Consider the following 13121-nt stretch of genomic DNA (forward strand, 5'->3'; position numbering starts at 1 on the left):
GCTGCTGGTGATTCTGCTCCTGTAGCTCTTACCGCTCCTGCTATCAACGGTTAATTCTGAAGTTTAGCTAAATCAAGAAGCGCTCTCCGTAAAAGGAGAGCGCTTTTTGTTTAAATGTGTATAATTCGCTGTCCTATTGTTAAAAAGCATACTTACACTTTACCTAAATAGCGCAGAAATCTGCTTTATATCATGTCCGTATAATTAGTTATGATTTCCACAGTCATTGCACCCCACCCCCAGCCCCTCCCCGCTCTTCGGGAGGGGAGACAAAGCGTAGCTTTGGCGGGGTGGGGTTCTTCAGGTTTAATAAGTAATCTAGCGGACATGATATTATTTCTCATCTTTTACATTTTTTGCATTGGTTCTTCTCAACTCAGCTTCCCTGAGTCATTTTGTGCTTCTTAGTCTAAAGTAGTACAGATATAAGGATGTGAGGAGCAATCATGGGGCAGACACAGGAGCTAGGACAGATTATCATCCTGAATGGTGTTCCGCGATCGGGGAAGTCGAGCATTGTCGCAGTGATTCAGGAGACATTTGATGGTCTGTGGATGAACTTGGGTGTTGATAGGTTTATGCAAATGACTCCCGCACGATACCTGCCTGGGATCGGTCTGCGGCCAGGAGGAGAACGCCAAGACATCGAACCCCTTGTTCCCATTCTTTACAGCGCCATGTATGAGTCTATCGCTGCCCACAGCCGCTTGGGTCTAAATGTCGTGGTTGATGTCGGACACCATGACGCCTACGCAATGAAGCGGGGCATTCTAGCTGATAGTGCCCGACGTTTGAAGGGATTGCCGGTCTTGTTCGTAGGCGTTCACTGCCCCATCGAGATCGTTATGGAACGACGACAAAACACGGGGTGGAACGTGGGAAGTACAGCCGACTCCCCAATACCACATCCGGTTCAGTTATGGCAACGTGAAGTTCACATCCCTGGCATCTATGACCTTGAAGTTGATACTTCTTTGTTAAGCCCAGGTGCGTGTGCCGAGGTGATACGCCAGCACCTCGCAGATAGTCAAGCACCGTCGGCATTCCAACGACTCGCTGCACAATATACTTAAGCTGTAGTTATGACTGCGATCGCTATATTTGGTATGAATTTGTAAAGTGTCTGATTCTATAATTTGAAAGGGAAATTCATCCCTTTTTACTAATTCTGCAAAAACTCTACTTAACTCGACAGAATTTGCGATCGCTATCACTCTGAGGATATTGCCAAGAATAGGCAAAGTGGCTAACTCCCTTCAGTTGGGGGGCAAATTTGCGGAGTGCCTGCATTTGCACTTCTAGGGATGGACGATTACTAACAGATTTTCCCCACTGACCAGCTAAAGCAGGGATTATCTGCGTACCCGGTTTTGCCATACTCAAAACCCGTTGCACTTGCGACACGATACAACTAACATTCCCGCAATTTCCATAAGACATAGGATGCCACTCTAATGTATTGGGAAATCGATCCCAAGGTTGCAAACGGGAATCATACCCTTGTCCTACAGTTTGGTTGCCATCAGGAAAAAACACCACTCCTGTGGAAATACCTTGCTGCTTTGCTGGGTAACTAGCGATGGTGACAAAATCTAGAATTCCTTGCATTGCGTGGGCAACGGCAAGCTGCCACAACTCCCATTGTAAAACTGGTTGTCTATCGGTTGCAGGCAGGATTGACTTTTGCGCTAGTGGGAGAGTGCGTCCTTGCCAAAGGGGTTCTCCTTCCTGGGGATAAAGTTTATCGACTTCCGCTACATCTCCACTAGTGACGAATCCCTTGCTCAAAAAGCGGCGAATCAAGTCCAGCCCTTTGTAATTCTGTGCCCGTTTAAATAAAGCTTCTTGGGTTGCGGGACTAAATAGCCATAAATCTGAAACTTTGGTGGCGATAGAATCACTTCCAGCTTGGCGAGGATAACGCACGTAATCCAATAGCAAGCCATCTGGACGACGGCGTAAAACTTCTTGTACCAATTGGTAGTAGTCGCGTTTTGCTTGCAGGTTGTAGGGGTCGATAAATAGTTGAGAGCCATTATCTACTACATATAAACTCGTTTGACCTTTGCCATTACGAGCGATCGCACCTTCTCTATCTGGGCGCTGGGCGTAAGTATAGCCGAAATTTGTGGTAAACATCCAGGCATAGACCTTCAAACCACGTTGCCGACCTTTTTTTATTGCTGTGGCGAGTATATCAATGTTTTCTGCCCCTGGAGTACGAATCACAGCAGGCCAAACCGTCGGGTTAGCTCTTGCTGGTAAAAGTACCTGCCCATCGTAAAATACTTCTAAATAAACTTGGTTATAGCCACGATTAACAATCCGATCCATAATCTGATCGATTATTCCTGGCTGAATATCGCAGGGATACAAGCGTAACCAAATGGCTTGGGTTTGCGGCCAAGTCCGAGAGCGACATTCCTTTAATTTCTGCGCCTGTTCTTGTATTATGCTTTGGTAACGCGTTTGAGCATCTTGTTTGCCTTTGAGGGCTGACAAACGCAAGTTTTCTTTTTGTTCCGCTGCTGCTGATGATAACTGACAATATTCAGTTACTTGCGCCCTTGCTGGTTTGCTTTCCAAGTTGGGGAGCAACAAACTACTAGTAAAAACAACAGCGCATAAGCGCCGCCAAAATAATGTTGATCTTGCAACGTTCAAGGGACAGTTAGACATACCTACCAGTAGATGAACAAATTCAAAAGAGTTTTAGACAGGGATTTAAACTCCGACTGTAGCAAGTCCCCCAGGTAACTAAGCAAAGGCGGAGTGGCGCTGACTCTGAGCCACGTGTTGACGTTAGGTCTTAAAGCCTTTAATCTGCGATAATAATCGATCCCAACTCAAATAATTGTGGGCAACATGTATCGAATTATATAGTTAAATACTAAGGGTTTTAAAACCTATTTTTTCAAGACTCTCAAAGGTCTACTTCTGTTGCCGTATTCTTGTATAGCGGTTCCCAGTGCATGAAGTAGATATTAAAACTTCACTCCCAATGGGAATGCATCGGCTCACATTGTTAATGCGTCGGCCGCATTGTTAATGCATTAGCCGCATTATTACAGCAGTTTTCAAGTAGATGAGCTACAAAATGCAGAACTTACGCATCATACCAATTCTGTATGAAGATGCGCTAAACCATGTTTAATGATGAGAAAGAAAAACGAACCGCATTCGCGCAGCGTCTCGTAAGAGTTGGACACAAAGAAAGAAGAAGTTAAAAGGGTTTGGCGCAGCCTCACAAAGAAATGGTATCAGACATAAAAAGTTTCTACTTCCTGCCACCTGCCTCCTGCCTTGACAAACAAAATAGTCAGAAGTCAAAACTTGTGACACCTGACTATTGATGATGTAGTAAGCAATAGTTAATAGCTAAGCGCCACGTTTCAACGCCGTCTCTACCTGCTGCAACTCTTTCTCTAGACGATTTTTGAGTTTTTCGGGTACGGGACGATTTGGGTAAGAACTGTAGTGTCCAGCTAGGGAATTGAGGGCTGTTCGTATGGTTGTAAACGAGCCAAGACCAGAAACAGAGTTAACTCGCTGGTAGCGAGCTGAAAAGTCATTAATTTTTTGACGCGCTTCTGCTTGAATTGCTGCTTTGTCTGGTGAATCTTGTGAAAGATCCAGAGCTTGTCTCATAATATTGACCACAGCTAAGGTGTCTTGACGATAATCCCCAGTCAAACTATCTGGACTGCCAGAACAACCCATTAAGCCGATGGCTACAACCAAAACCAGCGCAAGCAAACGCGACCAATAGCGCTTCATATGCATTAAGTAAAAGAATACGTAAATCAACGTCCATCCTATCTTGGATTGGTAACTTGGGGATCAATTGAGTGAGGAGTGAGGATTGGGGAGTAGGGAGTAGGGCAGTGAGCAGGGCTGTTTCATTCCATCAAAAGCGCTCATCTACAAGCATCTTGGGGAAAAATCAGGTGATTAAAAAATCTGATTGGACAATTATCATTACTATGTTTTCTCTGCGAAGTTATGGAATTAGAGGTTAATAGGATTTAATCAACTAAATTTCCCTGCCTCAATCTTTGCAATTTCAGCATCGTAATACATATTATCAGCCACAAAAAACCAACTCCATATCCTGCAATTATGTCTGTGGGCCAATGGACTCCTAAATATAAACGGCTGATACCAATAGCAGCAATAAAAATAACTGTCAAACTGTAAATAACTTTGGCAAAATTAGGATAGTGAATTGCTAATTCGTAAGCAATAAAACCATAAAGCACCATAGAACCTAGTGCATGACCACTAGGAAAACTAAAAGATTTTTCAGAAATCAAGCGATGCCACAGTTCAGGGCGAGGTTTAGAAAAAAGCAACTTTAGCCCTGTATTTAAAATTAATCCTCCCAAGCAAGCAAGTACAAAAATTTTTGCTTCTTCTTGGTAACGTTGCCACCAAAGTAACAACAGAGTACCGCCTGCAACTATAACCACTGTATTAGGATTACCAAGATTTGTAATAAACAGCATTAAATTATCTAAATGCGGATTGGCAAACTGATGTAGCCATAACAAAAAAGTAGTATCAAATGCAAAAGCTTCTTGCTCCAAAACCTCTTCAGCTAATTTTGCTAAAACAAAAAGTATGAGCAGACAACTAGCAAGTCCAACAATACCAATTGTGGCAATTAAGGGAGCAAAACGAGGATGTATATGACGCAACCAGAAACTAGAAATTTTTCGGAGCATACTTAAATCTCATTCATCATTAGAAGTCCTAGCCACTGTTAGTTTTTTCTGATTTAGAGTTGTAAATATAATACAAACTCCAAGTATTGACACAAAGACTATAGATGAGCCGATAGTACCAAAATCGAGGCCACCTTTCGCGTGTGGTTTTGTCAGAATATCTCCCAATGTTGCACCAAACGGTCTGGTTAGGACAAAATGCGTTGGGGTTAAATCCTGATTTATTACAGGGTGCGGTGAAGAAAGATACTAAAAAATTACCAGGGTTAGGAATTTATGATACCCGTGCAGTTCTAGAGCAAAATACAAGTCTTGGCTTGTTATCTTTTATGGGCTTGATGTTAACTGTCTCTCTATGGAAACAACGCAAACAAATCAGTTAAGCGTTGAAGATTAACTCTTTTAAGCTGACTCGTAAAATCTGTTTTTTTCTTTGCGATCTCTCTGTGCCTCTGCGGTTTAAAAGTAATTGATTTAACCACAGAGGCACAGAGTAAGGAGATTGAAGGGGAATTTTTTTCCTAACTCCTAATTTTCTGATAAAGAGTATCTCGTTGTTGGTAGGGTCTTTCTAAAGAAGTGATCGCAGTTTGCAAGGTTTCCACTTCCATACATGTACCACCCAAAGCACCTGCCATTGTGGTAATATGCTCCTCCATCAAAGTGCCGCCGATATCGTTGCAACCCCAAGCTAAGGCTTCTGTCGCACCTGTAAGCCCTAATTTTACCCAACTCTGCTGATGGTTGGGAATCCAATTACCTAAGTAAATCCGCGCTACAGCCCCTAGCAGCAGTGCATCACTCAAAACTGGTTGATCGCGTCCAACACGACGACGTAAGGATTTGGGCGCTTCTTGACCTACGAAGGGTAATAAAATAAACTCTGTGATCCTGGCTGGATATCCCTGATTGATGGCGGTTTTTTGGAGCGATCGCAATTTTTCTAAATGTCCGATTTGCTGTTCGTGGGTTTCAATATGCCCAGATAACATGGTGCTAGTGGTATGCAAGCCTAATTTGTGAGCGGTGCTGACAATTTCTAGCCAAGTGGCTGTGTCAATCTTCTCTGGACACAATATCCGCCTTACTTCATCGTCTAATACTTCAGCTGCTGTTCCCGGCATTGAGCCAACACCAGCATCACGTAAAGCAGTAATTACATCAGCATATTCAAGTCCATCAAGTCTGGCGATAAATTGTACTTCTTGGGGAGAGAAAGCGTGTAAATGTATCTGGGGAAATTCCTGTTTAATGGTTTCTACGACTTTGAGATAATAGGGCAAAGATTTACCATTTATCTGTGCTTGTGGATTTAACCCCCCCTGCATACAGATTTCTGTCGCACCCCGTTGTACTGCATCTGTCGCTTTTTCCAAAACTTGCGCCGAATCTAACCAGTATGCACCGACATCACCATCATCTCGACGGAATGCACAAAAACTACAGTGCTGCTCACAAATATTAGTAAAGTTAATATTACGGTTAATTATGTAGGTGACAGTATCGCCTGTTTGAGTGTGGCGGAGTGTGTCGGATGTAGTACGTATTGCTGCGATCGCCTCTGGTTCTGTTTGTTGTAACAATACCACTCCCTCTTCGGGAGATAAGTCGTATCCCATCAAAGCACGTTCCAGAATTGTTTCAAACGCAATTTTTGTCAGCATTACTTTCTTAATTTCTCGGTAAATCTTAATTTTATGAGGTTGTAAATAATAAAATTCTACTTAATAAATATACCAATTTCTCGAAAATCCCAAGCTCGAACATAAGTTTTATCTTGAAAGCTATTAAAAGAGCTTACCTTGTACTATCACACTACCTTTTTATAGTTTATACAACCCATTAACAAAAAAATAGTGTGGTTTTACCACAACTATTTTGATTTATTAATGCACATCTTTGTATTAGCGGGAATCTTTAGTAAAACTCCAATCTTACTAATTTGCCCTTGCTTGTGGTTTTCGTCGATGTTGTATTAGCAATCCAATCGCCATACCAATACCGACAAAGGCTGTAAAGTAGAATAAACCAATCAATCGGATGTAAATTGGTGGTGCGATCGCTTCAACTTCAACTTCTTGCGCTACTTTTACTGGTGCAAATTGACGGCTAGATCCTGGTAGAGGAGTTGCTTCCACCTCGATTTTGTGGGGTGAACCATCAAAAAATTGTTCAAGCCATGTTAACTTACCTTGTTCGTCGGGAATACCTTTGTAGTCAAAGACTGTTAAATTATGTTCTGTAGCGATCGCTTTCACCTGCAACGCTACATCTGTAATAGGCTGTCCGGTTGCGGCATCTTTCACCTGTAACGCTAAATTCGCAAGTTTTCCGACAGTTGCGTTTTTATCTCCCTCAAGGTTAATTTCTAATCCCTGAGATTTTTGAGATGATGGTGCAATCGTTTCAGTACTACTTGAGTGGTGTTCACTGCCATGAGCTTCTGCAACTTCTGCACTAATGTTGATAACTAATAGGGTTATTATAGCCACTACTGTTAATGCACTTAATAAAAGGCGGACTGACTGTGGTGCAATTTCTCCTTGTTGTAGTTCTTCTTGTCCGCCAATAACCCAACCACCCAATAATCCAAGTGATAGTAAAATAGCTGCGATTACAACAAAATATTTATATTTGATTGGATTTTCGCGGACATTCAGATTTAAGGTTTGTTCATAAGCAGCAAAAGTATTTGCTACTAAAGGTGACACTTTAACTAATAGTTGATAATTCCCACGGATGGGTAATATCTGCTGTATTTCTAGCTTACCATCAGGTGCATTGGCATTTATTTGCAACAAGTTTGTTCCCTCGACAATGGGAAAATCTGTTGTTAACCAAGGATTACGCGGCGGGGTCAGAATTTGTAAACTAATTTTGGCATTTGTTAAAGATTTACCCGCAGCATCAACAGCTTGTAAAGTCAAAGTAACAGGAGATTGTGGTTTTTCTGCCTCTGCTTCAAAAGGAAGAATACGTTCTAAAGGTGGGTTAGTAGAAAGTAGGACTTTGGACGTAGGAATTTGGGAACTTCCCACAAAGGAATAAAGAACTGACAAAGTAATACAAACAGCACTGATAACTCCAAAAAGCCGATATTTTTTCATAAAAACTTCCGATAAATGTGAAACTTATGTAATTTCTGCAACTGAAACTTTCATAGCAGTGGATGAAAGTTACTCCAGATTATTATTAAATAGAAGAATTATAGTCAAAGAATTAGTCAAACATCCTCTTAAATTAAGTTAAGGTGATGTAGAGATGATAAAAAATGCATCTCTACAAAACCTAAAAGTTATTTACCAGCAAAAACACTGGTGCGAAGTTTGTGCTATTTTAGCGTCCTAACTTTGTTATGTTACCTAGCAACGCTTCATGCACCTAAAAATCTTCGGATTCTGATAATTTAGTGACATGCAACGCCTAATGTGTGGTGACGCGCTGAGTGTGCTGTGTTATGAACCGCAGGATAGGTGGAGAACAAAACAGTCCAGATAACTAAAGAAGATAGGAGCATATAAAGCGTTACCTGCACAGGCTTGGATAAGGTAATACCTGCGGTCTTCTGCAATAGTGAAATATGAGAAAAAGTAGTCATTTTTGACCTCCTATAATAAATTTGGATAATTCATCAATCAAAAGGCATAACGCCGCTTGATTGCAAAAAGATATACCATCAACTTTGTATTTGACAAGTGTGTATCAAATGTATTGTGTAATTCGACTTTAGTGAATACTATACTATCCTTTGACATCGGCTCATCACGATGCAGAAATCTACACATAAAGTCCATACAAATAACAAAAGAATGACACATGGTTTTGAGTGACGGCATTTTCAGGGCTGCTAACACGAAGGTAACAGATAAAAATTAAAAATACTCATGTTGCCAAGCATCCAAAATTTCTTGAATAAACGCGATTTATATTATCTCTCAACCAATTAAATACGTTACAGATTAGCAACAGTTTCTTGCTTGCGTCCATATTCAAAGTGCTATTATACCCATTGTTTGTACTGTAAATACTGCTGAAGCAATCAGCATATCAGGAATAGGCATGAAACAGTTAGTTTTATCTGAATATTATTTATACATAACTAAGCGTATAAATACAGTTAAAATCACGGAAATGTTGCGATAGTTTTTAGAGCTTGAGCTAGATTTAACGACTTAACTGGCAATTTGGAAGCGCTAAAAAATTATTGACAATAATTATTAATTCCTCTAATATCTAAAAGCAATTGCAAATCTTTTGCAATTCTTTTTTGGCGCTAACTGTAACTAAATGTCATGCCCAACAACTTCACTCTAGGTAACGAAAAACCTTGGAGCCGCCGTCAATTATTGAAGCTGGGCCTAGCAGGTGCTGGAATAACTGGTGCAGCTGGACTTTGGCAGATGCTAAATCTACAAAGTAAGTCAATCGTTAAAGTGCCACCATTCGATAGTTCAGTACCAGACGACGTTACTAACCCAATGAAGATGTTAAGGGATTTTGATTATGGGACGGTGAAGCAAGAAAATGGGCGGACTATCCGGGAATTTAAGTTAACTGCGGGTACTTCCATCATAAAACTCAATAGTGCCGTATCTTACAACATCTGGGATTTAAACGGTCGCATCCCAGGGCCAACACTACGGGCTAACCAGGGCGATCGCATCCGGGTACTATTTCTCAATAACGCGGGACATTCTCACTCTTTGCATTTTCATGGCGTTCATCCGGCGGAAATGGATGGTGTTCGCCCAATCAGCAATGGTAGTGCCACAATTTACGAATTTGATGCTGAACCTTATGGCGTTCACTTATATCACTGTCATATTGAACCAGTTACTCGTCACATCGCTAAGGGACTGTACGGAATGTTTATCATCGATCCACCTACTCCCCGTCCCCCGGCTGATGAGATTGTATTAGTGATGGGTGGATATGATGTGAATGATGATAGCCATAACGATTATTACGCCTTCAACGGTCTGCCCCACTATTACATGCATCACCCCATTGGCATTTACAAAGATCAGTTGATTCGGCTGTATGTTCTTAACATCATTGAATACGATCCGGCAGTAACGTTTCATCTCCACGCCAACTTTTTTGATGTCTATCGCTATGGCATGACTATGACTCCTAGCGAGAAAGCAGATGTGATTACGATGGGTGTCGCAGAAAGGCACATCTTAGAATTTGCTTTTCGCTACCCAGGTAAGTATATGTTCCATCCCCATCAGGATGCGATCGCAGAAAACGGTTGCATGGGTCAATTTGAAGTACTTGCCCAGAGTAGCTCTCAAAAGACTGTTAACAATTCATAACAAAATAAATAGTAATTTCTATTCAGGCTAAGTACAAGGTACTTAATTGGTAATTAATAAAATTTTAAATCAAATAGTTGATAAAAAATATCATTATATGCGAAAGTAAAATCTATGACAATTTGTCAAACAAACTACTTTTGAGTAATAGTTTGAAGCATTTGAACCAATACCTTTTAAATTGTGCGAGGAACAGAAATGATAAAATTTCGCTATATCTGTTTAACAGTGGCAGCTGCGGCAATAATTACTTTAAGTTCCTGTAGCAGTACACCAACCGCAGAAAATCCCTCAGCACCAGTTACTAGCCCTCAAGCTACAGAGGCAGTAAGTGAAAACAGTCATAGTGGTCACGGTAGCAAAGAAAAAATTAACATTAATAGCGCGATATTGTCAGAATTGGATAAATTTGAAGCCAAACTAGGAATTCCGGCATTATCCAACAAAATCCAGGCAAATCGTCCCTACGGTAGCCCAGAAGATTTAGTTACTAAAAAAGTAATTACTCAAGAACAGTTCGACCAAATTAAAGACCAGGTTGGTGTTCAAGAAGTGGTACTCACAGGTGAGGCAAAAGATGTTGATTATATGTCTAAATTAGGCTTAATGAAAGGGCATCTTTTGGTAGCCAAAGAACTGCTAGATCAGAATCAGCCGAAACAGGCAGAACCTCATATTGGGCATCCAGTAGAAGAGATTTATGTTGATGTCGAAGATCAATTGAATGAACGAAAAGTCAAAGAATTTAAGACAACTTTGGTAAGTTTGCAAGATTTAGTGAAATCTAGTCCGAAGGATAGCAAAGTTAAAACTAATTTTACTTCTTCAATGCAAGCAGTAGACGGAGCGATCGCAGCTTTGCCAGAAGCTCAACGCTCAAAACCAGGATTTGCGCTACAGGTAATTAACGAACTACTAGATTCAGCTAACTCCGAATATGGCGCTGCGATCGCAAATGGTAAAGTAACCGCGCCAATTGAGTATCAAGACTCCCGTGGTTTTGTCTTTTACGCCAATGAATTATACAAAGGAATTTCTAGTCAAGTAGCTCAAGCAGATCCCGAAGCACACAAAGCGATCAACACAAGTTTTACTGAACTAATAAAAGTTTGGCCCGCCGCCATCCCACCAGCAAAAGCAGTCAAAACAACTAATGATGTTACCAAACTGGTGAAAACCATTGAGGAAAACTCTCAAAAAGTGGTTGACAAATCCAATACCCAAGCACAGAGATAACACTTTAATTTAATGGGAAGTATATTGTAAGGAGTTTAAAATAGTTATGAGTTAAGAGTTAGGAGTTATGAATTATGAGTTAAGAGTTAGGAGTTATAAATTAAGAATTAAGAGTTAGGAGTTATGAATCCCGATCTACTAACTCCTAACTTCCAACTCCTCATTTCTAACTCCTAACTTCCAACTCCTCACTTCTAACTCCTAACTAATTACACTCCCTTCGTTACTTTAACTAACAACTGATGCAAGAACTTGACCAGAAAAAGACTATTGACCTGCTGAACGCCATCATGGAATTTGAACTAGCAGGGGTAGTGCGCTACACACATTATTCTTTGATGGTAACTGGCCCTAACCGTATTCCAATTGTGGCTTTTTTCAAAGCACAGGCAAGTGAATCTTTACTTCATGCCGAACAAGTGGGAGAAATTCTTACCGGTTTAGATGGGCATCCCTCCCTGAAAATCGCTCCAATGGAAGAAACCTACCAGCATAAAGTCAAGGATATCTTGGAAGAAAGCTTATCTCATGAAAAAAAGGCATTGGAACTGTATAAAAAATTGCTCGAAACTGTCACCAATGCCAGCATTTACCTTGAAGAATTCGCTCGCGGTATGATTGGACAGGAAGAGATGCATAATCTCGAACTGAAAAAGATGCTACGCGATTTTAGTTAATAGTCATTAGTCCTTAGTCATTGGTCATTAGTCATTGTTTATTAGTCAAAAAATTCAAAGGACAACTGACAACTGACAAAGGACTAATGACAAAGGACAAAAGACAAAGGACAAAAGATGAATTTTAGTACTGCTCTACCTACTTTTGTAATAACACTTCGAGAAGGAGTGGAAGCTGCCCTTGTTGTTGGCATTGTGTTAGCTTTGCTGAAAAAAGCTAAACAATCCCGACTCAATTCATGGGTATATGCTGGTGTCGGCGTTGGCATTGTCGTCAGTGCCTTAATCGGTGTGCTATTCAGTTGGATAATTCAAGTACTGGGAGCTGCGAATCCTCAATACACCACTGTAGTTGAGCCAGGGCTAGAAGGTGTGTTTAGTGTGTTAGCGATCGCAATGCTCAGTTGGATGCTAATCTGGATGACCAAACAAGCCAGATTTATGAAAGCTACAGTTGAGGGAGCAGTAACAGAAGCACTGACACAAAACTCAAATGCTGGTTGGGGTGTTTTTACTTTAATTTTAGTTGCCGTTCTGCGCGAAGGCTTTGAAACTGTTCTGTTCGTTGCTGCTAATTTTCAACAGGGATTAATGCCAGCATTGGGTGCTATTGCTGGTTTGATAGCGGCATCTGCTATTGGGGTGCTGCTATTTAAATGGGGTGTAAAAATTAACATCCGCCAGTTTTTCCAGGTAATGGGCGTTTTATTAGTGTTGATTGTCGCTGGGTTGGTAGTTTCAGCCTTGAAACATTTTGACGACGCTGTGGCTAACCTTGCCCTTAGCAGTCGTGCTACAGAAAGCCTTTGTTTCTATTACGAACGTTTTACAAAAGTCCACTCCTGTATTTTGGGGCCAATGGTTTCCAATACTTCCACAATCTTGCCCGACGAACAGTTTCCTGGGATTATTCTCAAATCTTTATTTGGTTATAGAGATAATCTCTATCTTGTGCAAGCAGTAGGATATGTGGCATTTTTACTCACCATTGGAGGACTGTATTTCCGTAGCCTTGGAGGTGCTTCTCCTGAAGGTAAAAAGAATATCCCCTTTGCTCAAAAACCGATTAATTCTGCAAAAGATTAAAAGCACAGTCAGTAGCCTCGTTCCCAGTCTATGACTGGGAATCGCCTTAGCGATCGCTTACCATCCAGCATTGGTTTGAA

The 13121-nt window shown here is 41.0% G+C and carries 13 protein-coding genes; 6 read left to right on the plus strand and 7 right to left on the minus strand.

Annotation, left to right across the window (positions count from 1 at the left end; genetic code table 11):
* The first annotated feature begins 446 nt into the window (after positions 1-446).
* Positions 447-1073, plus strand: a complete 627-nt coding sequence (locus HWQ40_RS20840) for a hypothetical protein (RefSeq protein ID WP_292781215.1) — start codon at positions 447-449, stop codon at positions 1071-1073.
* A gap of 106 nt (positions 1074-1179) precedes the next feature.
* On the opposite strand, the gene HWQ40_RS20845 is transcribed toward HWQ40_RS20840, so the two are convergent.
* The 4 genes from HWQ40_RS20845 to HWQ40_RS35695 form a co-directional block, all read right to left on the minus strand.
* Positions 1180-2679, minus strand: a complete 1500-nt coding sequence (locus HWQ40_RS20845; protein WP_292781217.1) for a family 10 glycosylhydrolase — start codon at positions 2677-2679, stop codon at positions 1180-1182.
* A gap of 699 nt (positions 2680-3378) precedes the next feature.
* Positions 3379-3783: a photosystem II protein Psb27 gene (gene psb27, locus HWQ40_RS20850; RefSeq protein WP_292781221.1), complete on the minus strand. Its 405-nt coding sequence runs from the start codon at positions 3781-3783 to the stop codon at positions 3379-3381.
* A 242-nt stretch (positions 3784-4025) separates the two neighbouring features.
* Positions 4026-4724, minus strand: a complete 699-nt coding sequence (locus HWQ40_RS20855; protein ID WP_292781224.1) for a phosphatase PAP2 family protein — start codon at positions 4722-4724, stop codon at positions 4026-4028.
* Positions 4725-4733: 9 nt separating this feature from the next.
* A complete protein-coding gene (locus HWQ40_RS35695) occupies positions 4734-4892 on the minus strand; it encodes a hypothetical protein (protein WP_366934017.1) in 159 nt (52 codons plus the stop codon).
* On the opposite strand from HWQ40_RS35695, the gene HWQ40_RS20860 reads away from it, so the two are divergent.
* On the plus strand, positions 4892-5107 hold the full coding sequence (locus HWQ40_RS20860; protein WP_292781226.1) for a hypothetical protein: 216 nt from the start codon (positions 4892-4894) through the stop codon (positions 5105-5107). The two genes, HWQ40_RS35695 and HWQ40_RS20860, sit on opposite strands and share 1 nt — an antisense overlap.
* Positions 5108-5245: 138 nt before the next feature.
* Here HWQ40_RS20860 and cofH read toward each other — a convergent pair whose 3' ends face one another.
* The 3 genes from cofH to HWQ40_RS20875 all read right to left on the minus strand — a co-directional run bounded on the left by cofH (position 5246) and on the right by HWQ40_RS20875 (position 8322).
* Complete coding sequence (cofH, locus tag HWQ40_RS20865; RefSeq protein WP_292781229.1) at positions 5246-6388, minus strand: 7,8-didemethyl-8-hydroxy-5-deazariboflavin synthase subunit CofH; 1143 nt, start codon at positions 6386-6388, stop codon at positions 5246-5248.
* 273 nt (positions 6389-6661) lie between these two features.
* Positions 6662-7831, minus strand: a complete 1170-nt coding sequence (locus HWQ40_RS20870; RefSeq protein WP_292781232.1) for a hypothetical protein — start codon at positions 7829-7831, stop codon at positions 6662-6664.
* 299 nt (positions 7832-8130) lie between these two features.
* A complete protein-coding gene (locus tag HWQ40_RS20875) occupies positions 8131-8322 on the minus strand; it encodes a CbtB domain-containing protein (RefSeq protein ID WP_292740972.1) in 192 nt (63 codons plus the stop codon).
* Between the two features lie 694 nt (positions 8323-9016).
* Between HWQ40_RS20875 and HWQ40_RS20880 the strand changes: the two genes are divergently transcribed.
* The 4 genes from HWQ40_RS20880 to HWQ40_RS20895 all read left to right on the plus strand — a co-directional run bounded on the left by HWQ40_RS20880 (position 9017) and on the right by HWQ40_RS20895 (position 13041).
* Positions 9017-10042, plus strand: coding sequence for a multicopper oxidase domain-containing protein (locus HWQ40_RS20880; RefSeq protein WP_292781235.1), 1026 nt, complete (start codon positions 9017-9019; stop codon positions 10040-10042).
* Positions 10043-10240: 198 nt separating this feature from the next.
* Positions 10241-11278: a helix-hairpin-helix domain-containing protein gene (locus HWQ40_RS20885; protein ID WP_292781237.1), complete on the plus strand. Its 1038-nt coding sequence runs from the start codon at positions 10241-10243 to the stop codon at positions 11276-11278.
* 242 nt (positions 11279-11520) lie between these two features.
* Positions 11521-11955, plus strand: coding sequence for a ferritin-like domain-containing protein (locus tag HWQ40_RS20890; protein WP_292781239.1), 435 nt, complete (start codon positions 11521-11523; stop codon positions 11953-11955).
* 117 nt (positions 11956-12072) lie between these two features.
* Entirely contained in the window at positions 12073-13041 is a 969-nt protein-coding gene (locus tag HWQ40_RS20895) for an FTR1 family protein (protein ID WP_292781240.1), read from the plus strand.
* Positions 13042-13121 lie beyond the last annotated feature (80 nt).

Origin of the sequence: Nostoc sp. NMS9 (genome assembly GCF_017114995.1) — a bacterium.
In the GTDB taxonomy this organism is placed as follows: domain Bacteria; phylum Cyanobacteriota; class Cyanobacteriia; order Cyanobacteriales; family Nostocaceae; genus Nostoc.